This is a genomic window from Conexibacter woesei DSM 14684, from assembly GCF_000025265.1.
In the GTDB taxonomy this organism is placed as follows: domain Bacteria; phylum Actinomycetota; class Thermoleophilia; order Solirubrobacterales; family Solirubrobacteraceae; genus Conexibacter; species Conexibacter woesei.
In genome coordinates this window covers 906,074-928,541 of the sequence record NC_013739.1, presented here as the reverse complement: position 1 = coordinate 928,541, position 22,468 = coordinate 906,074, and the positions used below count along the sequence as shown (strand labels likewise).

The 22,468-nt window shown below is 73.6% G+C and carries 25 protein-coding genes; 13 read left to right on the top strand and 12 right to left on the bottom strand.

Annotated elements, in window-relative coordinates:
- Positions 1-25 precede the first annotated feature (25 nt).
- From CWOE_RS04430 to CWOE_RS04415, 4 genes are read right to left on the bottom strand one after another with little or no spacing between them, the layout of a single operon-like run.
- On the bottom strand, positions 26-694 hold the full coding sequence (locus CWOE_RS04430) for a hypothetical protein (protein WP_012932372.1): 669 nt from the start codon (positions 692-694) through the stop codon (positions 26-28).
- Complete coding sequence (locus CWOE_RS04425; protein ID WP_012932371.1) at positions 691-1,533, bottom strand: ATP-binding cassette domain-containing protein; 843 nt, start codon at positions 1,531-1,533, stop codon at positions 691-693. Before CWOE_RS04425 ends, CWOE_RS04430 begins: the two co-directional genes overlap by 4 nt.
- Positions 1,530-1,871, bottom strand: a complete 342-nt coding sequence (locus tag CWOE_RS04420; RefSeq protein WP_012932370.1) for a PadR family transcriptional regulator — start codon at positions 1,869-1,871, stop codon at positions 1,530-1,532. The genes CWOE_RS04425 and CWOE_RS04420 overlap by 4 nt, the downstream gene beginning before the upstream one ends.
- Before the next feature lie 15 nt (positions 1,872-1,886).
- The gene (locus CWOE_RS04415; protein ID WP_012932369.1) at positions 1,887-3,371 is read right to left on the bottom strand and encodes an ankyrin repeat domain-containing protein; all 1,485 of its coding nucleotides are present in this window, start codon (positions 3,369-3,371) and stop codon (positions 1,887-1,889) included.
- A gap of 377 nt (positions 3,372-3,748) precedes the next feature.
- Between CWOE_RS04415 and CWOE_RS04410 the strand changes: the two genes are divergently transcribed.
- The 4 genes from CWOE_RS04410 (at position 3,749) to CWOE_RS30180 (ending at position 7,154) form a co-directional block, all read left to right on the top strand.
- Positions 3,749-4,153: a GntR family transcriptional regulator gene (locus CWOE_RS04410; RefSeq protein ID WP_012932368.1), complete on the top strand. Its 405-nt coding sequence runs from the start codon at positions 3,749-3,751 to the stop codon at positions 4,151-4,153.
- Positions 4,150-5,043, top strand: a complete 894-nt coding sequence (locus tag CWOE_RS04405) for an ABC transporter ATP-binding protein (RefSeq protein WP_012932367.1) — start codon at positions 4,150-4,152, stop codon at positions 5,041-5,043. Before CWOE_RS04410 ends, CWOE_RS04405 begins: the two co-directional genes overlap by 4 nt.
- Entirely contained in the window at positions 5,040-6,095 is a 1,056-nt protein-coding gene (locus tag CWOE_RS04400) for an ABC transporter permease subunit (RefSeq protein ID WP_012932366.1), read from the top strand. Before CWOE_RS04405 ends, CWOE_RS04400 begins: the two co-directional genes overlap by 4 nt.
- A 72-nt stretch (positions 6,096-6,167) precedes the next feature.
- Complete coding sequence (locus CWOE_RS30180; RefSeq protein ID WP_012932365.1) at positions 6,168-7,154, top strand: collagen-like protein; 987 nt, start codon at positions 6,168-6,170, stop codon at positions 7,152-7,154.
- Between the two features lies 1 nt (position 7,155).
- Here the strand turns inward: CWOE_RS30180 and CWOE_RS04390 are convergent, their stop codons facing one another.
- Positions 7,156-7,563: an SgcJ/EcaC family oxidoreductase gene (locus CWOE_RS04390; RefSeq protein ID WP_012932364.1), complete on the bottom strand. Its 408-nt coding sequence runs from the start codon at positions 7,561-7,563 to the stop codon at positions 7,156-7,158.
- A gap of 111 nt (positions 7,564-7,674) precedes the next feature.
- On the opposite strand from CWOE_RS04390, the gene CWOE_RS04385 reads away from it, so the two are divergent.
- Both CWOE_RS04385 and CWOE_RS04380 read left to right on the top strand, forming a co-directional pair.
- Positions 7,675-8,343: a TetR/AcrR family transcriptional regulator gene (locus CWOE_RS04385; protein WP_012932363.1), complete on the top strand. Its 669-nt coding sequence runs from the start codon at positions 7,675-7,677 to the stop codon at positions 8,341-8,343.
- 30 nt (positions 8,344-8,373) lie between these two features.
- On the top strand, positions 8,374-9,972 hold the full coding sequence (locus tag CWOE_RS04380; protein WP_012932362.1) for an MFS transporter: 1,599 nt from the start codon (positions 8,374-8,376) through the stop codon (positions 9,970-9,972).
- Between the two features lie 47 nt (positions 9,973-10,019).
- Here CWOE_RS04380 and CWOE_RS04375 read toward each other — a convergent pair whose 3' ends face one another.
- Positions 10,020-10,925: a DUF389 domain-containing protein gene (locus CWOE_RS04375; RefSeq protein WP_012932361.1), complete on the bottom strand. Its 906-nt coding sequence runs from the start codon at positions 10,923-10,925 to the stop codon at positions 10,020-10,022.
- 77 nt (positions 10,926-11,002) lie between these two features.
- Between CWOE_RS04375 and CWOE_RS04370 the strand changes: the two genes are divergently transcribed.
- Entirely contained in the window at positions 11,003-12,940 is a 1,938-nt protein-coding gene (locus CWOE_RS04370; RefSeq protein WP_012932360.1) for a glycoside hydrolase family 15 protein, read from the top strand.
- 9 nt (positions 12,941-12,949) lie between these two features.
- Here the strand turns inward: CWOE_RS04370 and def are convergent, their stop codons facing one another.
- Positions 12,950-13,522, bottom strand: a complete 573-nt coding sequence (gene def / locus CWOE_RS04365) for a peptide deformylase (protein WP_012932359.1) — start codon at positions 13,520-13,522, stop codon at positions 12,950-12,952.
- Between the two features lie 82 nt (positions 13,523-13,604).
- Here def and CWOE_RS33290 point away from each other — a divergent pair, with 82 nt between their 5' ends.
- Positions 13,605-14,267, top strand: a complete 663-nt coding sequence (locus CWOE_RS33290; RefSeq protein WP_012932358.1) for a helix-turn-helix transcriptional regulator — start codon at positions 13,605-13,607, stop codon at positions 14,265-14,267.
- Between the two features lie 59 nt (positions 14,268-14,326).
- A complete protein-coding gene (locus tag CWOE_RS04355; RefSeq protein WP_012932357.1) occupies positions 14,327-15,322 on the top strand; it encodes an ABC transporter substrate-binding protein in 996 nt (331 codons plus the stop codon).
- Between the two features lie 3 nt (positions 15,323-15,325).
- Here the strand turns inward: CWOE_RS04355 and CWOE_RS04350 are convergent, their stop codons facing one another.
- Positions 15,326-15,886 (bottom strand): TetR/AcrR family transcriptional regulator, encoded by a 561-nt coding sequence (locus tag CWOE_RS04350; protein WP_012932356.1) that lies wholly within the window; start codon positions 15,884-15,886, stop codon positions 15,326-15,328.
- Between the two features lie 35 nt (positions 15,887-15,921).
- Positions 15,922-16,665 carry an SDR family oxidoreductase gene (locus CWOE_RS04345; protein WP_012932355.1) on the bottom strand — a complete coding sequence of 248 codons (744 nt, stop codon included), beginning with the start codon at positions 16,663-16,665 and terminating at the stop codon, positions 15,922-15,924.
- Positions 16,666-16,781: 116 nt separating this feature from the next.
- On the opposite strand from CWOE_RS04345, the gene CWOE_RS04340 reads away from it, so the two are divergent.
- Positions 16,782-17,675, top strand: coding sequence for an AraC family transcriptional regulator (locus tag CWOE_RS04340; protein WP_012932354.1), 894 nt, complete (start codon positions 16,782-16,784; stop codon positions 17,673-17,675).
- Here the strand turns inward: CWOE_RS04340 and CWOE_RS04335 are convergent.
- The gene (locus CWOE_RS04335) at positions 17,629-19,302 is read right to left on the bottom strand and encodes an MFS transporter (RefSeq protein ID WP_201447144.1); all 1,674 of its coding nucleotides are present in this window, start codon (positions 19,300-19,302) and stop codon (positions 17,629-17,631) included. The two genes, CWOE_RS04340 and CWOE_RS04335, sit on opposite strands and share 47 nt — an antisense overlap.
- 98 nt (positions 19,303-19,400) lie before the next feature.
- Between CWOE_RS04335 and CWOE_RS33285 the strand changes: the two genes are divergently transcribed.
- From CWOE_RS33285 to CWOE_RS04320, 3 genes are read left to right on the top strand one after another with little or no spacing between them, the layout of a single operon-like run.
- Positions 19,401-19,715 carry an ArsR/SmtB family transcription factor gene (locus CWOE_RS33285; RefSeq protein ID WP_012932352.1) on the top strand — a complete coding sequence of 105 codons (315 nt, stop codon included), beginning with the start codon at positions 19,401-19,403 and terminating at the stop codon, positions 19,713-19,715.
- Positions 19,712-20,383 carry a DUF899 domain-containing protein gene (locus CWOE_RS04325; protein ID WP_012932351.1) on the top strand — a complete coding sequence of 224 codons (672 nt, stop codon included), beginning with the start codon at positions 19,712-19,714 and terminating at the stop codon, positions 20,381-20,383. The genes CWOE_RS33285 and CWOE_RS04325 overlap by 4 nt, the downstream gene beginning before the upstream one ends.
- On the top strand, positions 20,380-20,817 hold the full coding sequence (locus tag CWOE_RS04320; RefSeq protein WP_012932350.1) for an SRPBCC family protein: 438 nt from the start codon (positions 20,380-20,382) through the stop codon (positions 20,815-20,817). Before CWOE_RS04325 ends, CWOE_RS04320 begins: the two co-directional genes overlap by 4 nt.
- On the opposite strand, the gene CWOE_RS04315 is transcribed toward CWOE_RS04320, so the two are convergent.
- Positions 20,814-21,932 carry a serine hydrolase domain-containing protein gene (locus CWOE_RS04315; protein WP_201447142.1) on the bottom strand — a complete coding sequence of 373 codons (1,119 nt, stop codon included), beginning with the start codon at positions 21,930-21,932 and terminating at the stop codon, positions 20,814-20,816. The two genes, CWOE_RS04320 and CWOE_RS04315, sit on opposite strands and share 4 nt — an antisense overlap.
- Positions 21,856-22,464 carry a nitroreductase/quinone reductase family protein gene (locus tag CWOE_RS30175; RefSeq protein WP_012932348.1) on the bottom strand — a complete coding sequence of 203 codons (609 nt, stop codon included), beginning with the start codon at positions 22,462-22,464 and terminating at the stop codon, positions 21,856-21,858. The genes CWOE_RS04315 and CWOE_RS30175 overlap by 77 nt, the downstream gene beginning before the upstream one ends.
- Positions 22,465-22,468 lie beyond the last annotated feature (4 nt).

Below are 22,468 nucleotides of genomic sequence, written 5' to 3'. Positions count from 1 at the left end.
GCGCAGCGCGTCTGAGCCGCCGGCGTCAGCGTCTGAGCCGCAGCCGGCGGGCGCTCAGCGTGACGGTCGCGAGCGTGCAGATCAGGACGGTCGCGGCGGCGTGCGCGAACGCGTCGCCGAGCGAGCCCGCAGCGGCGCCCTCGATCGCGTAGGTCGCCAGCTCCCGCGTCGACCAGAACGGCAGCAGGTGCGCGAGCAGCGTCGGCGGGTCGGCGACGAACTGCATCCCGGCGACGATGAACAGCAGCAGCGCGCCCTCCAGCTCGCGCGCGACGAACGCGCCGAGCGCCGAGCCGACGGCGACGCCGGTGACCGCGGTGACGAGCAGCATCAGCCCGGTCGCAGCGATCCGGCCGACCGGCCGGTCGACGGCGATCAGGACGAAGTACGGCGCCGCGAGCACGATGCCGAGCGCGAGCAGCGCGCCGACGCGGCCCGCGACGAGGTCCCGCCACGACCAGCCGCCGACGCGCAGGCGCGGCTCGGCCGAGCGCGCGGCGATCGCGGCGAACAGCGCGACGGTGCTCGTCGCCCACGCGAGGCCGATCCCGAGGAAGCGGACCGCCTGCCACGGCTGGCTGTGGCGCGCGAGGTAGAAGGCGAGCGGCAGCGCGAGCAGCAGCACGAGCGAGAGGCGGCGCCGGACGATCCCGCGCAGCGTCATCTCGCCGACGGTGACGACGGCGGCGCTCATGCCGCGCTCCGCGTCCGCGCCGCCGCACGTGCGCGGGAAGCGCTCAGCTCGATCACCGCGTCGGCGCGCTCGATCGCGTCGTGCGCGTGCGAGACGACGAGCGCCGCGCGGCCGCCGTCGCGCCACGCCCACAGCAGCTCCCAGAAGCGCTGGACGCTGTCGCGGTCCATCCCCTGGTAGGGCTCGTCGAGCAGCAGCACGTCCGGCTCGCCGAGCGCGGCGAGGACGACGTTGAGCTTCTGCCGCGTGCCGCCCGACAGCGCGCCCGCGGCCGGCGCCGACGCGGCGTCCCAGCCGAGCTGGTCGGCGAGCCGCCGGCCCTGCTGGATCGCGGCGTCGCGCGCGAGCCCGCGCGGCCGGCCGAACAGCACGAAGTGCTCGTCGGGCAGCAGGTCGCCGATCACGCCGCCGTCCTGCGGGGCGTAGCCGATCGTGCCGTCGACGTCGACGGCGCCGCCGTCGGGTCTCAGCAGGCCGGCGAGGATCCGCAGCAGCGTCGACTTGCCGCAGCCGTTGGGGCCCATCAGCAGCACCGCCTCGCCGTCGCGCAGCTCGACGCTGACGCCGTCGAGCACGTCGGTGCCGCGGTAGCGCTTGCTGACGCGCGACGCGCGCGCCCGCGCCTGTCTGGCCGCGGGCCGGTGCGCCGCCTCCGGTCCGAGCGCGTCGGCGACGGCGGCCGCGTAGGCGGCGGGCGAGCCGAACGCGACGAGCGCGCCGGTCCCGGTCTCGCGCAGGTGGACGTCGGCTTCGACGACGACTGCCGCAGTCTCACCGGGACCGATGCCGCGCGCGGCCAGCTCGACCGCCAGCTCGTCGAGCCAGGTGTCGCGTCTCATCGTGCCGCGACGCCTGTGATCGTCGCCTCGACGCCCGCGGCGAAGCCGCGCCACGCGACCGCCTCGCGCTCCAGCGCCGCACGGCCCGTCGGGGTGATCGCGTAGTACTTGCGCCCCGGTCCGCCCTCCCCCGCGCGCCATTCGGCGCGCAGGTGGCCGAGCTTCTCACGCCGCAGCAGCGCCGGGTACAGCGACCCGCCGGGGACCGTTCCGAGTCCGTGCTCCTCCAGCCGTCGCGCCAGCTCGTAGCCGTACGCCTCGCCATCGGCGAGCAGCGCGAGGAGGCAGAAGTCGAGCACCCCGCGCAGCCACACCGGCCGTCGGTCTTCGTTCGTCATAGATAGATAAACTACCTACTCAGCGTCGTGCGTGCGTTCGCGCAGCAGCTCGGCCGCCGCCCACTGCTCGGCGAACTCGGCCCACCCCGCCGCGGGCTGGTCGTGCAGCCGGTCGCGGATCGACGGGTCGGCGCCCACCCGCAGCAGCGCACGGATCGCGTCGAGCCGGCCGTACTGAGCGGCGAGGTGGAGCGCCGTCGCGCCGTCGCCGTGCTCGGGGCCGCCGAACGTCGTGCGGGCGTTCGGGTCGGCGCCGAGCGCGACCAGCCGCTCGATCGCATCGGCGTGTCCGTTCGCCGCCGCCCACGCGAGCGCGCTGCCGCGATAGACGTCGGCGTCGACCCGCGCGCCACGTGCGACGAGCAAGTCGAGCGCGTCGAGCCGGCCCGACCGCGCCGCCCACGCGAGCGCCTCGTCGACGACCTCGTGCGGATCCGCCGACGGACGCCACGCGGGGAAGCCACCGTGCGGCCGGTAGAAGCCGCGCTGCGCGCCGGCCGCCGCGAGCGGAGCGGCGTCCGCCGGGAGCAGCGCATCGACCAGGTCGAGCCGCCCGAGCCCGGCGGCGACGCGCAGGTTGCCGGGGGCGAAGCCGTGGCCGGCGAGCAGGTCCGCCGTCTCGGCGTGCCCCCAGAAGAGCGCGACGACGAGCGGCGTGCCGCCGGTGCCGCGCGCCGCCACGGCGAGCGGCGCGCCGGCGTCGAGCAGCCGCTGCGCAAGCGCCGGCGAGCCGACGTAGGCGGCCTGGTGGAGCACGGTCCAGCCGTGCGCGTTGGCCGCGGCGGGGTCGGCGCCGCGGGCGAGCAGCAGCGCGACGAGGCGCTCGTCGCCGGTCGCGGTCGCCATCCCGAGCAGGTCGTTGCCGTTCGTGCCGCGCGCGCCGGCGAGGTCAGGGAAGCGGTCGAGCTGCGCGCGCAGCTCGACGGGGTCATGCGCCTCGACCGCACGGTACGCACGCGCGAACGGCTCGCCACCGTCGCGCAGCGTCGTGACGTGGTCCCGCAGCGCCGCCCAGCCGTCGAAGCCGTGCTCGCGCGCGACGACGGCCCGTGCGCCGGCCGGCGTCAGCGGCGCGCCGTCGCGCGCGAACGCCGCGACCGCGCCGGGCGTCCCGTCGAGCGCCGAGGCGAGCAGGCCCGAGGCGCGCTCCTCGTAGTAGCCGGGGTCGTCGCGGAACGCGTGCTGGAGGCCCGGACCGTGCGCGCCGACGCGCTCGACGTAGGAGCGCAGCCGCGGCCAGCTCGCGAAGCCGTGCTCGCGCGCGATCGCGAGCTGGGCGTCGGCGAGCTTCGGGGCGGCGCCGCGGCCGGCGGGCGCGGCGGGTCCCGAGGACGCGCCCCGGTCACCGAGCGCGGCGGGTCTCGGCGGCGCGCCGCGGTCGGCGACCGTGGCGATCCGCGCCGCGGCGTCGGCGTCTCCGCGCCGGCACGCGCGCAGCAGCTCCTTCGCCTGCTTGCGGAGCTGCTCCAGGCTGGGAGCGGCGGGCAGCGAATTGGACACGGCAGCCTCCTTCCGGATCGCCCGCGGTCCGCATGCGTCGGGCAGAAAGAAGGTCGCGACTGGACACGGGCGACGCTTCGGGGCGGGCTCAGCCCTTTCCGCGGACGGGGCGCGGCCCCAGCCGCGCTGCGGCAGAGCCTACCGGGTGCTTAAAAGGAAACGACCCGCCGAGGCGGGCCGTTTCCGGAGGAGAGAGATGTGTCTATGTGTGGTGATGCTGTGATCGGTAGGGGAAGTTTGGGTGCTGCTCCGGCCGGGGCCGGTGTGTGAACCGATCAGGCGAGAACCATGATGGGGCCTCGGGCACGTCCGGTGTGTGAGCTGCGACACGGTAGCCCAAATGGACCAGCAACCTATTGTGCTAACGTCCTAGTTCAATGAGTGATTCAACGATCGAGTTCCACCTGGACGGCGGCTCCGGCGTCTCGCCGTACCTCCAGCTCGTGCGGCAGGTGCGGCACGCGCTGCGGCTCGGCCTGCTGCGCGAGGGCGACCAGCTGCCGACGGTGAAGGAGGTGGTCGCGCAGCTCGCGATCAACCCCAACACCGTCCTCAAGGCCTACCGTGAGCTGGAGCACGACGGGCTCGTCGCCGCCAAGCCCGGGGTCGGGACGTTCGTGACGCGGACGCTGACCGACGCGACGCTCGCCGCGCACGGCCCGCTGCGGCAGGACCTCAGCCGCTGGCTTGCCAAGGCCCGCCTCGCGGGGCTCGACGACGAGAGCATCGAGGCGCTCTTCACGACCACGTTTCAGACCGCGACGCGGAAGGACGTAGCGTGACCGCCGTCCTGCGGGCCCACGGATTGGGCAAGCGATACGGGCGCCGCTGGGCGCTGTCGGACTGCACGCTCGAAGTCCCGTCCGGAAGAGTCGTCGGGCTGGTCGGCCCCAACGGAGCAGGCAAGAGCACGCTGCTGAACCTGGCCGTCGGCATGCTGGCGCCGTCGACGGGCACGATCGAGGTGCTCGGCGGCCGCCCCGCGGACGGTCCCGCACAGCTCGCCAAGGTCGGCTTCGTCGCACAGGACACGCCGACCTATCCCGGGCTGAGCGTCGAGGAGCACCTGCAGCTCGGCGCGCGGCTGAACCCGGCGTGGGACGACGCGGTGGCCCGCGCCCGGATCGACCAGCTCGGCGTCGACCCCGCCCAGCGGGCGAAGAACCTGTCGGGCGGCCAGCGCGCCCAGCTCGCCCTGACGCTGGGGATCGCGAAGCGCCCCGAGCTGCTGATCCTCGACGAGCCGGTCGCGAGCCTCGATCCGCTCGCGCGGCGCGAGTTCCTGCAGGACCTGATGGAGGCGGTCGCCGAGCACGAGCTGAGCGTCGTGCTCTCCTCCCACCTCGTCTCCGACCTGGAGCGCGTCTGCGACCACCTGATCGTGCTCGTCGGCTCGCGCGTGCAGCTGGCCGGCGACCTCGACGCGCTGCTGGCGACCCATCACCGCCTCACCGGTCCCCGCCGCGACGAGACCGCCCTCCCGGCCGACCAGCACGTCGTCTCCGCCAGCCACACCGAGCGGCAGAGCACGTTCCTGGTCCGCACCGACGCGCCGATCTACGACCCCGCCTGGAGCGTCGGACAGCCCGACCTGGAGGACGTCGTCCTCGCGTACATGGGCCAGCGCACGACCGACCGCGAGCGCAGACCCGTCCTGGAGGTGCTCCGATGATCTGGCTCACTTGGCGCCAGTTCCGCGCCCAGGGCGCGATCGTCTCCGTCGCGGTCGCCGCGATCGCGCTCGCCCTCGCGGCGACCGGCGCCGGGCTCGCGGACCTCAAGGACGCGAGCGAGAGCAGCTTCTTCCAGGCGTTCACGAGCGACAGCGCGCGGAGCGCCCTCTACTACACCGGCTACATGGCGGTGCTGGCGGCGCCGGCGATCGTCGGCGTCTTCTGGGGCGCGCCGCTGGTCGCGCGCGAGTTGGAGTCTGGCACCCACCGGCTCGTCTGGAACCAGACCGTCACCCGCACGCGCTGGCTGGCGACCAAGGCCGGCTTCACCTGCCTGGCGGCGATGGTCGTCGTCGGGCTGCTCAGCCTCGTCGTCAGCTGGTGGTCGAGCCCGATCGACGCGGTCGTCAACAACGGCCATGGCGCCGAGGGGTTCTTCGGCCTCCCGCGCATCTCCCCCGCGGTCTTCGACGCGCGCGGCATCGCGCCGATCGGCTACGCCGCCTTCGCCGTCGCGCTCGGCGTCACCGCCGGGGCCGTGATCCGCCGCACCGTCCCCGCGATGGCGGTCACGCTCGCCGTCTTCGTCGCCGTCCAGGTCGCGGTGCCGTTGTGGATCCGGCCCAACCTCGGGCCGACCGAGCACACCTTCGCGATCACCGCGCAGAACCTCCGCGGCCTGATCGTCGAGGGTGACGGACCGATCGAGGCGGGGGCCCCGGCCGACGCCGTCAAGGAGCTGCACGTCACGCTCGGCAGACCGGGCGCATGGATCGTCTCCCAGCAGACGCTCGACACCTCCGGCAAGCCGCTCGACACGCTGCCGGGCTGGATCGCCGAATGCGTCCCGGACCCGGGTCCCGGACCTGGCCCGACGGGCAGACCGGCGTGCTTCGCCAGACTTGCCGAACAGGGCTACAGACAGCGCGTGACCTACCAGCCGGCGAGCCGCTACTGGACCTTGCAGGCGTATGAGACGGCGGTCTTCGCCGGCCTCGCTGCCGCTCTGTTCGGGTTCTCGTTCTGGTGGGTCCGGCGCCGCCTCTCCTAGCGCTAAGGTGCCAGCCGGCCCGGGACCAGCGGGCCGTCTCGTCCACGCGTCGCGCATCTCCAAGGGACCGGTATGTCAAAGCTGCTGATCGTCGTCCGCCGTCATGCGATCGCGTTCGTCGCGCTCTTCCTCCTGCTCGGAGGTTCGGCCTACGCGGTCGCCGACCGCGTCGGCGGTGGAGCGGCGAAGAAGCAGACGCAGATCTACGCTTGCGTGGTGGGCGACTTCAGAACGCTCAACCTGTCGAGCGCCGCCACGCCGTGCCCAGCCGGGCAGACCAAGATCTCGTGGAACGCGACCGGCCAGGACGGCGCGCGCGGCCCGGCCGGCCGCAGCGGCAGAACCGGCGCGAGAGGCGCGGCCGGCCCCGCCGGGCCGAAGGGCGAGGCCGGAGCGAAGGGCGACGCCGGAGCAAAGGGCGATGCCGGAGCGAAGGGCGAGGCCGGAGCAAAGGGCGAGGCGGGAACAACGGGCGAGAAGGGGCCGAAGGGCGAGGCCGGACCGGCCGGACCGGCGGGCGGCCCGGGTCCGGCTGGGCTCGCGGGCGCGATCGGACCGCAGGGGCCGCAGGGACCGCAAGGGCTGCAGGGCACGCCCGGCATCACCGGCCCGATCGACGCCGCGACGACCGCCCCGACGGCGCTCGGCGCCTCCTCCGCGCTGACGATCACCGGCTGGAGCAGCGCCGGGCAGCCGTCGAGCGGGGCGCTCAACGGCGCCACAGGCGCCTACACCGTGCCGACGACCGGGACCTATCTCGTGACCGTGACCGCGAGCGGCGGCCCGACGAACACCGTGACGACCTCGCAGGGCGCGTCGGCCGCGTGCACGCTCTCGCTGGAGCGCAACGGCAGCGAGCTCGACGCGCGCGCCTTCCCGATGTTCGACGTCAACATCGCGCTCGTGCTGTCACTGCGCGCGCCGGTCAGATCGAGCGAGGTCCAGATCGTGCGCTACCTCGAACTGACCGCCGGCGACACGCTCGTGACCAGACTGGCGAACACCACCAGCGTCCCGTTCACCGTCGCCTCGACCTTCTCGGTCGCGCGCGTCGCCTGACTCAGGACGCCTTGATCGGCGTCGTCTGCGCGGAGGAGATCAGCCAGCGCCCCTGCTCCTTGAGCAGCACGAACGTCATCATGCCGCGGTCGGCGTGGAGCGGGTCGGCGCCCTCCCGCTCGTCGAAGACGTGCTTCACGACGGCCACGAGCGCCACGTCGGGCCGCACCAGTCTCACGTCGACGACCTCGTGCGTGGTGCGCACGTCGGCGAGCGGCGACGCCATCGCCTCCCGCATGATCGTGCGCAGGTTGTCGCGGCCGCGCACACGGCGGCCGAAGAAGTTGATGACCGAGACGTCCTCGTCGAGCAGGCCGGTGTAGCCGTCGACGTCCAACTGAAGCGTCTGGGCGTCTGCGATGACCGCCTCGATCGCGGCGATCTCCTGGTTCTGGGCTGCGGTGGTCATCGCGACCACTCCTCTCGTATCGGTTCCGTCCCGACCGGAGCGTTTCGCTCCGGTCGGTGTGCAGGACAATAGCGGAGCGAATCGCTCCTCACAACTGGCTACGATCCGCCGATGCCCGCCGCACGCCCCAGATCACTCCGCCAGCAGACCGCCGAGCGCAACGACCGCGCGCTGCTGCGCGCGGCCCGCGAGGTGATCGGGACCGACGGCGCGCACGCGTCGGTCGCGGCGATCGCGGCCCGCGCCGGCGTCGGGATCGGCAGCCTCTACCGCCGCTACCGCAGCAAGCACGAGCTGTTCCAGCACCTCTGCGAGCTGGCGCTGGACCAGTGGCTGCGGGCGGCCGAGGAAGGACTCGCGCACGACGACCCGTGGCAGGGCTTCGCGCACTACTTCAACGCCGGCATCGAGTCGGGGCCCGGCTCGCTCGCGCCGCTCGCCGGCCTGGTCGAGATCACGCCGCAGATGGAGACCGCCTCACGTCGCGGAGACGAGGCGATCGCGGAGCTGGTCGACCGCGCCCACGCCGCCGGCGTCCTGCGCGCGGACGTGACGCCGGTCGACCTCGCGCTCCTGATCGAGCAGCTGAACAAGTCGCCGCTGCTGGACCAGCTGAGCAGCCAGGGACGCGACGACCTGCTGGAGGAGGCGGCGAACGCGAAGCGGCGGATCGCCGCGATCGCGCTCGACGGCCTGCGCGCCCCCGACGCCGCGCCGCTGCCGGGCCCCGCGCCGAGCGAGCGGCTGATCACCGACCGCTGGGAGCCGCCACTCGCGTGAGGCCTCGCAACAGTTTATGGTCGGTCGCGCGTGCGCAAGTGGCTCCCGATGGCCATCCTGGCCTCCGCCCAGTTCATCATGGTGCTCGACTCGAGCGTCATGAACGTGGCGATCTCGCAGATCGTCGCGGACCTCGACACGACGATCCAGGGCGTGCAGACCGCGATCACGCTGTACACGCTCGTGATGGCCGCGTTCATGCTGCTGGGCGCGAAGCTCGGCGACATGATCGGCCGCAACCGCGCGTTCGCGATCGGACTCGCGATCTACGGGGTCGGCTCGCTGACGACGGCGCTGAGCCCGAACCTCGCCGTCCTGCTGATCGGCTGGTCGGGAATCGAGGGGTTCGGCGCGGTGCTCGTGGTGCCGGCGATCGCGGCGCTCACCGCCGCCACCTACGAGGGCAAGGACCGCGCGCTCGCGTACGCGCTGCTCGGCGGGATCGCCGCCGTCGCGGTCGCCGCCGGCCCGCTGATCGGCGGCTGGGTGACGACCGAGTTCACGTGGCGCTACGTCTTCGCCGCCGAGACCGTCGTCGTGATCCTGATCCTGCTCCTGCGCGGGCAGCTCGCGCAGGCGCCGGCCGCCGCGCACCGCCCGCGGCTCGACGTCGTCGGCGTCGCGCTGTCATCCGCCGGCCTCGGCCTGATCGTGTTCGCGATCCTGCGCAGCAGCGTCTGGGGCTTCGTGCAGCCGCGCTCCGCACCGACGATCGGCGGCACGGAGATCACGCCGCTCGGCTTCTCCGTCGTCCCGTTCATGGTGCTCGGCGGACTCGCGCTGCTCGCGGCGTTCGTGTCGTGGGAGGAGCGACGCGCCGAGCGCGGCCTGGACCAGCTGCTCGACACCGCGCTGCTGAAGATCGCGCAGCTGCGCGCGGGGCTCTCGACGCTGGTCGGGCAGCAGCTCGTCCTGATGGGGACGTTCTTCGTCATCCCCGTGTACCTGCAGGTCGTGCTGGGCCTCGACGCGTTCGAGACCGGCAAGCGCCTGCTGCCGCTGTCGATCGCGATGCTCGTCTTCGCCCTGCTGGGACCTGGGATCGCGGGCCGGCGCTCGCCGCGCACCGTCGCGCAGCTCGGGCTCGTCGCGGTCAGCGTCGGCGCGGTCGTGATGCTCGCGACGCTCGACGTGAGACTGAACGACACCGGCTTCAAGGTCGCGCTCGCGTTGATGGGCGCGGGCGCCGGGCTGCTCGCCTCGCAGCTGGGGAACGTGATCATGTCGTCGGTCGTGCCGACCCAGACGAGCGAGGCCGGCGGACTCCAGGGGACCGCCCAGAATCTCGGCTCCTCGCTCGGCACCGCGATCGTCGGCGCGGTGCTGCTCGCGTCGCTCGCGACCGGCTTCAGCGACCGCATCGCCGACAACCCGGACATCCCGCCCGCCGCGCGCGAGACGATCGTCGCCAACACCGAGCAGGGCATCGACATCGTGCCGGTCACCTCCGTCGAGCAGGCCGCGGTCGACGGCGGCCTGACGCCCGACCAGGCGAGCGCGGTCGCCGACGACTACGGCGACGCCCAGCTCGACGCGCTGCGTCTCTCGCTCGGAGCGGTGGCGCTCGCGGCGCTGCTGTCGCTGTGGCTGACGCGGCGGCTGCCGACACGATCGCTCGCGGACCCGTGATGAGGAGCAGCGCGACAGCCCGGACGCTCCTCGCCGCCCGCGCGGCGTCAGCCCGGCGCCTGCTCGCGCCGCTGCGCACGACGCGCCGTCGCTGCCTGCACGAGCAGCGTCAGCGTGCCGCCGACGAGCAGCATCGCGACGTTGATCGCGAGCACCGCGAGCGCGCCGAGCGCCTTGTTCGCCTCGCCGACGCCGGCGGCGACGCCGAGATAGGCCGACGCCGGGATCGTCGTGACCGAGATCGCGACGCCGACCGCCGCGCTCGCCCGCGTCTCGATCGAGAGCATCCCGGCGATCCCGGCGACGAGCGCGACGCCGACCGTCGAGGTGTTGACCGTCGTGAGGCCGCTGAGCGCGCCGGAGTCGATGGTGAAGTCCGACGGCAGCAGGCCGAGCAGGTCGAGCGCGGCCGTCAGCACGCAGGCGACGAGGCCGGTACACAGCAACCCGGTGGCGAGCGTCCGCAGCGCGCGCAGCACGAGCCGGCGTCTGCGCGCGACGAAGCCGATGCACGCGGCCGCGACCGGGAAGAAGTCGGGGCTGACCGCCATCGCGCCGACGATCAGGATCCCGTTGTCGTAGATCACGCCGTACGCAGCGATCACTCCCGCGACCATCATCAGCGCGAGGAAGCGCGCGACGACGCGGGCGTGCTCGCCGGCCTGTCCGAGCAGATCGGCCCACACGACCGTGCCGGCGTCACGCCGCTGGCGCCCGGGCTGGACGCCGTCGAGCCGCAGCAGCCAGACGTCCTCGTGTCTCACCCCGAGCCGGTCGAGCGCCCCCAGCACGCTGTCGGCGGCGTCGGGGCGCAGGTCGGCCGTCAGCAGCGCGCTCCCGCTGCCGGTCCCCGCGTCGCTGCAGGTGACATGGGCGACGCCGGCGAGCGCGCCGAGCTGCGCGGCCGCCTCCTGGATCGCGGACGTGGCACCGAACACGCGCAGATGCAGCATCCCGGCCCTCCTCGGCAGACGCTGGGGCCGATCGAGTCTAACCGCCGCGCAGGCCACGGCGAGAAGGGCAGGCACGCATGACGACCGCAGCCAGAGCAGCCAGACACACACGCACGCGCGCACGCGTGCCGGCACCCGACCCCGTGCCGCGCAGCGCGGCCGCGCCGTCGCCGTTCCCGCCGATCGCCGAGTACGCCTTCCTCTCCAACTGCCACACGGCCGCGCTCGTCGCGCCCGACGGCGCTGTGGACTGGATGTGCGTCCCGCGCTTCGACTCGGCGAGCGTCTTCGGCTCGCTGCTCGACCGCCAGGCCGGCTACTTCCGGCTCGGCCCGTACGGCATCAACGTCCCGGCCGCCCGCGCGTATGAGCCGGGCACGAACAGCCTCGTGACGACGTGGCACACGCCGTCCGGGTGGGTGCTCGTCCGCGACGCGCTGACGATGGGGCCGCGCCGGCACGAGGACGAGGTCACGCCGCACACGCGCCCGCCGGCCGACGAGGACGCCGACCACATGCTCGTCCGCACGGTCCTCTGTCTCGACGGCAGCGTCGAGGTCGAGCTGGTCTGCGAGCCGGTGTTCGACACCGGCCGGGTGCTGGCCGACTGGACGCTCGCCGACGGCGAGCGCCACGTCGCCGACGCGACCGGCGCCGGTCAGACGATCCGCCTGGCGACCGACATGGCGGTCGGGATCGAGGGCGGCCGCGTGCGCGCACGGCACGTCATGCATCAAGGCGACCAGCTGTGGTGCGCGCTGTCGTGGGCCGAGCAGCTGGCGGTGCCCGACGGCCTCGACGACGCGAACGGCCGGCTCGCGGCGACGACGCGCTACTGGCGCGACTGGCTCGACCGCGCGCGCCTGCCCGACCACCGCTGGCGCGAGCCGATCCAGCGCTCCGCGCTGGCGATCAAGGGCCTCACGTACATGCCGACCGGAGCGACCGTCGCAGCGGCGACGACGTCGCTGCCCGAGACGCCCGGCGGCGAGCGCAACTGGGACTACCGCTACACGTGGATGCGCGACTCGACCTTCACGTTGCAGGCGCTGCACTGGCTCGGACTCGACTGGGAGGCGGACGAGTTCATGCAGTTCGTCGCCGACCTCGAGCCCAATGAGGACGGCGCTCTGCAGATCATGTACGGGATCGACGGCCGTCGCGACCTGACCGAGTCGGTCGTCGAGGAGCTGTCGGGCTACCGCGGCGCGAGCCCGGTCCGGATCGGCAACGCCGCCTACGACCAGCGCCAGAACGACGTCTTCGGCGCGGTGCTCGACTCGATCCTGCTGCACACCCGCCGCAGCCAGCGGCTCCCGCGCCGGCTGTGGCCGATCGTCGAGACGCAGGCGGCGTGCGCGACGCGCGTCTGGACCGAGCCCGACCAGGGCATCTGGGAGGCGCGCGGCGAGCCGCAGCACTACGTCTCCTCGAAGCTGATGTGCTGGATCGCGCTCGACCGCGCGGCTCGGCTCGCCGAGATCCGCGGCGACGACAGACGCAGCGCGCAGTGGCACGCGACCGCCGAGAAGATCCACGCCGACGTGCTCGCGCACGGCGTCGACAGACGCGGCGTGCTGCGCCAGCACTACGCGACCGACGCGCTCGACGCCTCGACGCTGCTGGCGGCGACGTTCGGCTTCTTGCCCGGCACCGACGAGCGGATGCGCGCGACCGTGCTCGCGATCGCCGACGAGCTGACCGAGCACGGCTTCGTGCTGCGCTACCGCACCGACGAGACCGACGACGGCATGTCCGGCAAGGAGGGGACGTTCCTGATCTGCTCGTTCTGGCTCGTCTCCGCGCTGGCCGCGATCGGCGAGCGCGAGCGGGCGCGCGACCTGATGGAGCGGCTGCTCCACGTCGCCTCTCCGCTCGGCCTCTACGCCGAGGAGTTCGATGCCGGCACGAGCCGCTTCCTCGGCAACTTCCCGCAGGCGTTCTCGCACCTCGCGCTGATCGAGGCGGCCGCGCGGATCATCCTCTCCGAACGGCTCGAGGAGTACGTCCGGTAGCGCTCGGGGTCAGATCGCCGGCCAGCCGGCGCGCGCCGCGTCGTGCACCGCGCGCACGTAGGAGCGACGGTGTTCCGGGGTCAGGCGATCGGGGAGCAGCACGCCGTCGAGGTGGTCGAGCTCGTGTTGCAGGACGCTCGCGTGGTCGCCCGCGGCGGCGATCTCACGCGCACGTCCGTGCTCGTCGCACGCGTGCACGACGACGTTCGCGCAGCGCTCGACCGGAGCGACGATGCCGGGCATGCTGAGGCAGCCCTCGACGAACGTGGTGCGCTCGGCCGAGCGCACCACGATCGCCGGATTGACGAGCACCCGCGCCGGCCCGTCGCGCTCCTCGTCCGGCACGCGATAGACGACGACGCGCACGAGCACGCCGAGTTGCGGCGCGGCGAGGCCCGCGCCGGTCGCGTCGTCGATCACCCAGCGCAGGCGCGTGATCAAGTCGGCGAGCCCGTCGTCGAAGCGCTCGACCGGCCGGGCGCTCGCGCGCAGGACAGGATCGCCCCAGAGGCGGATCTCGCGGTACGCCGCGAGGCGGCGGGCGCGCGCCTGCGGGTCCGGCGGGGAGTCGTGCTCGGCCATGGGCGGACCGTCGCAGCGATCGCTGCCAGCGAGCGTCAGCATCGTCGCCGGAGGCCTCGCCGCGCGTGCGAGACTTGCGTGCATGCGAGTCAGCCGCCTCCTGACGCTCGTCGGTCTGCTGCAGGCGCGCGGGACGATGACCGCCGAGCAGCTCGCCGGCGAGCTCGGCGTCTCGCGTCGCACCGTCTACCGCGACGTCGAGGTGCTCGCGACGGCGGGCGTTCGCCTCGAGGCCGAGCACGGGCCCGCGGGCGGCTACCGCATCCCGCGCGACACCGTTCGCACGCTCCTGGCGCTGACGGGTCCCGACGTCGAGGCGCTCACGCTGGCCCGCATCGTCGCCGGCTCGGTCGAGCCGGCGCTCGACGCCGGCGCCGAGCACGCGGAGGCGAAGCTGCTCGCCGCGCTCGGCCCGGATGCGCGTGCGCGCGCCGCGCGCACGCGCCGGCGCTTCCTCGTGCGGGAGACGGCGCCGGCGCCGGCACTCGGCATCGCGATGCACGCGGTGCGAGACCAGCGCTGGGTCCGGCTCTCCGCCCCCGGTGAGGCCGCGCGCGAGCTGCGCGCGCTCGGCATGGTCCACGACGACGACGGCTGGCACCTCGTCGCCGACGACGGAGCGCGGCTCTGCGCCCTCCTGCTCGACGACTCGACCGACCTCGTCGCGCTCGACGCCCGCTTCGAGCCGCCCGCCGGCTTCGACGTCGCGCTGGCGTGGGCGCAGCTCGCCCGCATTGCCACCTGACTGACTACCAGTCACTCTTTTGTTAGGGTGCCCTAACTGGCCCCTACGAAAGCGACCCGATGCTGCGAACCGTCTGCCTGCTGATCTGCGCCGCCGCGGCGGCGCTGGCGCTCGGCGCGTGCGGGAGCGGGAGCGACGAGCCCGACCGCTCCGCGACGGCCGCCGCCGCCGAGACCGTCACCGTCGACACCGGCGACCGGACCGTCACGGTCCCGGTCACGCACGAGCGGATCTGGGCGCTCGACGAGTACTCGGCACTGCAGCTGCTGATGCTCGGCGTCGTCCCAGAGCACGCCGGCAGACTGATCGACGACGACAAGATCCGCGGGCTGCTGACCGCAGCCGGCGTCGAGCTGGTCGATCGCTCCAAGCTCGAGCTCGTCGCGGCCGCGCGCCCCGAGCTGATCGTCGGCATGCGCTACACCGACGTCGACAGACTGCGCCCGCAGCTCGAGCAGATCGCCCCGGTCGTGATCGTGACCGACCAGCGGCCGTGGGACGAGCAGCTGCGCGTGCTGGCGAAGGTGACGGACCGCGGAGCGGCAGCCGAGGAGATCGTCACGCGCGTCGAGACGGCCACGCGGCGGCTCGCGGCGCGGATCGCCCGCAGCGACATGGCCGGAGCGACCGTCTCGGTGCTCGCCTCCTACCCCGACACGTTCTACGCGTTCGACGACGGCACGGTGTTCGGCCGGCTGCTGAGACGGCTCGGCTTCGAGCGACCCGCCGCGCAGATCGACGGCAACGACGGCGGCAAGGACGACTACGGCTTCACGGCCGTCTCCGAGGAGCTGCTCGGCGAGCACGCGGGCGACGTCGTGATCGCGCTGGTCGACGACGGCTACACCGGCGGGAGACCGGTGTTCGAGACACCGACGCTCGACACGCGCGGCTCGCTGACGGCAGAGGTCGACTACACCGGGTGGTTCTCGACGACAGGGCTGAGCGCCTGGTGGGTCCTGCACGACCTCGACGCGATCCTGCTCAGACGCACCGCGCCGGCGAAGCCCGCCGACGCGCCGGCGCTGTGGGCCCAGCTGACCGGCAGAGACTGACGGTCAGGGTCCGGCGAGCGCGCGGCAGAGCCGCACCAGCTCCGCGCGCAGCCGCTCGCCGTCGTCCGGCTCGCCGAGCAGGTGGTCGGCGACGCCGTGCAGCGCGTGGTACAGCACGATCGCGGTCGCGCGCGGGTCGGGCGCGTCCGGGTCCGCCTCCGCGATCAGCCGGCTCAGCTGCCTGACGGCGCCCTCCGGCGTGGTGACCGCGCCGGGGCCGGCGGCGTGGAACAGCACGTCGACGAGCGCGGCGTCGTCGAGGTACCCGTCGAGGCCGGCGAGCACCCACCGCTCGACCCGCGCGCCGCTCTCGGCGTCGGCGGCGGCGTCGCGCTGCCGTCTGAGCACGCGCTCGACGCAGCGCTCTCTCAACGCCGCGATCAGCGCGTCCTTGCTGCCGAAGTGGAGGTAGAACGTGCCCTTCGCGACGCCGGCGCCGGCCGTTACGTCGTCGATCGTGAGACCGTCGACGCCGCGCTCGACGACGACCCGCTCGGCCGCGTCGAGCAGGTCGCTGCGCCGCTCCTCCCCCGGCTTCGTCCGTGGCGTCCGCTTCGCTCCCATCGCCGCGCCAGCGTATCGCCCGCCACCGGCGCGTCCTATCGCGACTGCGCCAGCGCGACCGCGTCGGGACCCGCCGGGAAGCGGAGCTGTCCGGTCGCGTCGTTCGCGGCGCGCCAGACCGCCTCCGCCACGTCGGACACGCGCGTCACGGCGGCCGGCTGCTCGAAGTCGCCCAGGACGCGCTGCGCGAACGACGCGTACCCCTCGGGTATCAGGCCCTCCATGCGCGACTGGCCGTTGCTCGTGAACGCGGTCGTCGGGCAGTAGCCGGGCTCGACCAGCTTCGCGCCGACGTCGAACTCCTCGAGCTCGAGCGCGAGCGACGCGGTGAAGCCTTCGATCGCGGCCTTGCTCGCGGTGTACACCGCCACCAACGGCATGCGCGCCAGCGTCACGCTCGAGGTCACGTTCACGACCACGCCGGCTCGCCGCTCGCGGAACTGGGGCAGCACCGCCTGCGTCATCGCCATCACGCCGAAGGTGTTGGTCTCGAACAGCTCGCGCGCCATCGCGATCGGCGTCGACTCGAACGCCCCGATCGCTCCGACGCCAGCGTTGTTGACGAGCACGTCGATCGGCCCGCTCGCCTCGATCGCGGCCGCGATCGACGCGGGCCTCGTGACGTCGAGCGGGACGACGCGGAGCCGTTCCGACTGCGGCAGGACGTCTTCGCGCGGCGTCCGCATCGTCGCGACCACGTTCCAGCCGTGGGAGTGGAAGTGGCGCGCGGTCTCCAGGCCGTAGCCCGACGAGCAACCGGTGATCAGCACAGTCTTCATGTCGGCTCCTTGTGAGGTCCACCGTGGACCCTCGATCGTGTTGATTCAACGACCTTACCGATGGAATCAGGACTTTCTATCGTGTAGAGTCCGCAATTCATTATCGAGCGTCCAAGATGAGCGATCCTCTTTCCGAAGTCATCGCGCTGCTCCGGCCGCGCTCCGTGCTCTCCAAGCGCATCAGCGGCGCCGGCCGCTGGGGCGTGCGCTACTCGGCCTACGGCGACCCGAGCTTCTGCACCGTGCTCGAGGGCAGCTGCCGCCTCGCGGTCGACGGCCATCCCCCCATCACGCTCGGGGCGGGCGACTTCGTGCTCCTGCCGGCGACCCCGGGCTTCACCCTCTCCGGCTTCGAGCAGGTGACGCCCGTGCAGATCGATCCGACCGCGACGCTCGCCTCGCCGGACGAGGTCCGCCACGGCACGCCCGACGGAGACCCCGACATGCGACTGCTCGGCGGCTACTTCGCCTTCGACTCGCCCGACGCGACGCTCCTCGGGACGCTGCTGCCGGCGGTCGTCCACGTGCGCGGCGCCGAGCGGCTCGCGACCCTCGTCCGGCTCGTCGGCGAGGAGTCGAGCGCACAGCGGGCAGGCCGGGATCTCGTCCTCCCGCGCCTCGTGGAGGTGCTGCTCGTCGAAGCGCTGCGGTCGACGCCGAGCGAGGATGCGCATCCGGGCCTGCTGCGCGGGCTGGCCGATGCGCGGCTCGCGCCGGCGATCCGCGAGTTGCACGCCGACGTCGCGCGTTCGTGGACGGTGACCGAGCTCGCGCAGGCGGCCGCGCTCTCGCGCTCGGCGTTCTTCGAGCGCTTCTCCCGCACCGTCGGGCTGCCCCCGATGGAGTACCTGCTGACCTGGCGCATCGCGCTCGCCAAGGACCTGCTGCGCCGCCGCGAGCTCGTGCTCGCCGAGATCGCCGAACGCGTCGGCTACGGGTCCGCGAGCGCGTTCAGCACGGCGTTCACACGCTACGTCGGCCAGCCGCCGAGCGCGTACGCGCGCGGGTGAGCACGACGAGCGACCAGGCGACGTCGACCAGCAGGACGAAGGTCCAGACGCGGCCCGCGCCGTGGATCGCTCCACCGGTGCCGTCGGGCGCGCCGGCGCCGTTCAGCAGCGAGCTGTCGCCGGTCGCCAGGTCGAGCAGCCATGACAGCTCGACGACCACCAGCGCGACCTGGACCGCGACGAACAGCGCCGCGTGCTGACCCAGCTCGCGCAGGCGTGCACGTGCATGGGCGACGGCGGGCGCGGCCGGCGCGGCCGCGGGCGCGGCCGGCGCGGCCGCGGGCGCGGCCGGCGCGGCGGCGGGCGCGGCCGGCGCGGCGGCGGGCGCGGCCGGCGCGGCGGCGGGCGCGGCCGGCGGCGCGGCGGCGGGCGCGGCCGGCGGGGCGGCGGGCGCGGCGGCCGGTGGGGCGACGGGCGCCGCGGTCTCGACCGGCACGTCGGCTACGCCGAGCGCGCGCACGGAGCGGGGGACGATCACGGCGCCGGACAGGATCACCGCCGCCGCGACGACGCAGGCCGCCTCCCACGAGCTGGCGTCGTAGAGCACCCCGGCCGCGAGCGCGCCGAGGAGCCCGCCGGTCATCGCGGCCGACTCGTACAAGCCCATCCCGCGGCCGACCCGCTCGCCAGACGCCTCCGCTACGACCGCCTCCTGGATCGGCATCACCGCCGCCCACGCAACGCCGCTCAGGACCCACAGCACGGCGATCGCGGCGGGGCTCGGAGCCCACGCGAGACTCAGCGCGAACAGCGCGCTGGCGACCGACGCGGCCGCGAGCACGCGCGTGCGTCCGAACCGCAGCACGAGCCCGTGGAGCCGCTCTGGCAGGACGCTCATCACGATCGCGCCCGGCAGGAAGACGTACGCGATCTCCATGATCTCCAGGTCGAAGCCGCGTTGCAGGTGCAGCAGCAGGAGCATCCCGATCGCCGCCTCGGCCGTCATCGTCACGATGACGGCGAGCAGCATCGGCCGCAGCCGCCGGCCGACCGGCCCGAGCCCGAACCCGGCCGCGTCGGCGCCGGCGGTCCCGCTCGCGTCGGACGCGCCGCCGACCGCGCGGGACGGGCTCGCGAAGAGGAGGCCGGCGCCGATCGCGCAGGCCGCGGCGCACGCGAGGAAGAGGCCGGTGAAGTCGATCGCGCTCAGCAGCGTCAGCCCGCCGACGAACGCGACCCACGTGCCGGTCTCGCGCGCCGCCATCAGGCGCGGGTAGACGGTCGAGTCCTCGGCCAGCCGCTCGCCGGCGATCGCGCGCAGCGGGACCCACAGCAGCGCGCCGCCGACGCCGCCGACCGCCGCGGCCGCGCACGCGACCACCAGCGATCCCGCGACGGCGTAGCCGACGCACGCGAGCCCGAGCAGCAGCGCGCCGAGCCCGGCGACGACGCGCCGCTCGCGGCGGTCGGCGAGGACGCCCGCCGGCGGCCGCACGATCAGCGAGACGGCCATCTCCAGTGCGACGAGCACGCCGACCTCGGTCGCGCTGGCGCCGAGCGCGACGCCCGCCCACAACGGCAGCAGGAAGTCGATCAGCTCGGTCGGGCCGTTCGTCAACGAAGCGGCGGCGAGCGCGTGCCGCTCCCGCATCTCGGGCGCCCCCGGCGCTGTCGTGCGCGTCGGCACGCCAACACCATAAGCCGGCGCAGCGCCCGTCGCGGTACGGCTACCCGACCGGCGCGGCAGCACGATCGCTCGCTCCGCCGCGTGCTATTGTTAACCTAGTGGTTAACGATTCGTTCAAAGCGTTGTCGCACCCGATCCGCCGCGAGATCGTCGAGCGCCTCGCCGCAGGCCCGGCGACGGTCGGTGTCGCGACCGCTGGTCTGGGTGTGTCCAAGCCCGCGATCTCCAAGCACCTCAGGGTCTTGGAGGAGACCGGCGTCGTGTCGCGCGTGATCGAGGGCCGGACGCACCGGCTGTCGCTCGAGCCCGCTGTGCTCAGCGAGGCGGCCGACTGGATGGATCGCCAGCGCGCCCTCTGGGGGCGCCTGTTCGACGTCGTCGACGAGTACCTGAAGGAGGACAGATCGCAATGAACGCCCCACCGGTCGTGTCACCGCAGGAGTGGGCCGCCGCCCGCGAGCAGCTGCTGGTGAGAGAGAAGGAGCACACGCGCGCCCGCGACGCGCTGGCCGCCGAGCGCCGCCGCATGCCGATGATGGCCGTCGAGCAGGAGTACGTCTTCGACGGCCCCGACGGCCGCGCGAGCCTGCTCGACCTGTTCGACGGCCGCCGCCAGCTGATCGTCTATCGCTACTTCTACGAGCCCGGCGTGCACGGCTGGCCCGAGCACGGCTGCCCCGGCTGCTCGTTCCTCGCCGACCAGGTCGCGCACCTCTCGCACCTGAACGCGCGCGACACGACGCTCGCGTTCGTCTCGCGCGCACCGCAGCCGGACATCGAGCGCTGGAAGGCGCGGATGGGCTGGGAGATCCCCTGGTACACCCTGACGGACGGCTTCGACGCCGACTTCGGCGTCGACGAGTGGCACGGCACGAACGCCTTCCTGCGCGACGGCGACAAGGTCTTCCGCACCTACTTCGTCAACAACCGCGGCGACGAGGCGATGGGGAGCACCTGGAGCTATCTCGACCTCACGGCGCTCGGGCGCCAGGAGGAGTGGGAGGACTCGCCGGAGGGCTACCCGCAGTCGCCGCCCTACCAGTGGTGGAAGCTGCACGACAGATACGGCGACGCGGCGTGACCGACACGACGACGCTGCGCATCGAGCGCACGTTCCGTGCGCCCGCCGACGCGGTCTTCGACGCGTGGACCAGCGAGGAGGTGATCCGGCGCTGGTGGCACGGCGAGCACCACTGGGAGACGACCGAGGCCGAGGTCGACCTGCGCGTCGGCGGCGTCGTGCGCGTGGTGATGCGCGACCCCGGCGAGGACGTCGAGTACGGCGGCGGCGGGCGCTACACCGAGATCGAGCGCCCGACCCGCCTCGCGTTCACGTGGCTCTGGGACTACAACCCCACGCGCCAGCTGATCGAGCTCGACTTCGAGGAGACCGACGGCGTCACCACCGTCCGCTTCACCCACCGCGACCTGTGGGACGAGGAGGCCGTCCGCTCCCACCGCGACGGCTGGGGCAAGGCGTTCGACAACCTCGAGCGCGCCCTCGCCGGCGGCTAGTCGACGACGGCGCGCACGACGCCGCGCGTGAGCTTCGGGCCCAGCCGTTCGAAGCTCCATCTCGCAGCGCGGTTCGCGTTGCGGTTGGTGACCCAGAACACCATCACCCCGTCGTCCGGGAGGCGCGTCAGCTCGCCGTAGGACCAGGCGTTGCCGCCGTTGTGCCACGCGACCTTCCCCGCTGCCGTCTGCTGGATCACCCACCCGTAGCCGTAGTAGGCGTCGCTGCCCGGCTCCTCGCGCACGCGAGGTCTGAGCAGCGCGTCCTTGGAGCGCTCATCGAGGACCCTGTCGCCCTGCAACGCCCGGTCCCAGCGCGCCATGTCGCGGGCGGTCGAGAGCATGCCGCCGTTTCCGCGCAGGTTCCAGTAGGGCCCATCCTCCGCCCAGGGATGGTCGAACGGCGTGCCGTGCGCCTTGCCTTGCCGGTCGTACTCGACCGCGACCCGGGTCCTCTTCCAGCGCGGCAGCACGTAGCCGGTCCGCGTCATCCCGGCCGGCGCGAAGAGGTGCGCGGCGAGGAACTGTTCGTAGCCCACGCCGGAGGCCTGCTCGACGATCGCGGCGAGGAGGCTGTACCCGACGTTCGAGTAGTGGTGCTCGGCGCCCGGAGGCGACCGCAGCCTGGACGCGAGCGCCCCCGCCACCATGTCACGGCGCGACAGCCGCTCGTAGTCGCCGCCGAGCGCCTCGACCAGCCCCGAGGTGTGCGTGAGCAGCTGCTGCACGGTGATCTCGCGCTTGTCGGCCGGCACCGGCCCGACGTACGTCCCGATCGGGTCGGTGACCCTCAGCTTGCCCAGCATCTGCAGCTTCAGGACCGCCGTCGCGGTGAACTGCTTCGTCATCGACATGACGTCGTAGACGGTGTCGCAGCTCGCCGGGACGCGCGCCTCGCGGTCGGCCATTCCGAAGCCCTTGCAGTACAGCGTCTCGCCGCCGCGCGCGGCGACCAGCGTGCCGCTGGCGCCGGCCGGCAGGACGCGATCGAGGGCCCGCTGGACCGCCGCAGCGGTCCGGCTGCCGCCGGCCGACGCCTCAGCGCTCTGCCCGAACGCCGCGAACGTCAGCGCGGCGATCACGACCAACCCGCGGATCCTCCGTTCGGTCGTCACGCGCGGGATGATAGGTGGGGACGAGCTGCACGAGCGGGATCGTTCGGCCGCTGCGGGCGGCGTGCGCGCGCGACGCGGCGTGCGGCGGATAGACCTGGTCGGCGAGCGTCCACAGCCGCGCCAGCTCGTCCTCGGCGGTGACGGCTTGCGCGCGGTGGGCGGCGCCCGCGAAGAGCACGTCCGGGTCGGCGAGCGCGTTCAGGTACCAGAACGGGTCGCCGGCCATCCCGCCCTTGGAGGCGACGACGATGACGCGGTCGCCGTCGTGGAAGTAGACGACGACGCGGCGGTGCGGGCGGCCGTTGCGCGGGTCGCGGGTCTCGATCACACCGGCGGGGAACGGCAGCAGCGCGCCGAGCCGGCCGCCGGTCAATCGCATCAGGCGCGGCGCCAGCCGCCAGACGACGAGGCGGAACGGGAGCGACCGCTCGACCGCCATGAAGGCGCGGGCGCCCATCGGGCGCAGGAGCGCGCGGCGCAGGCCGCGCGGAGGCGCCGGCCGAACATGGGCGAGGGTGCGTCGGGCGGGCATCGAT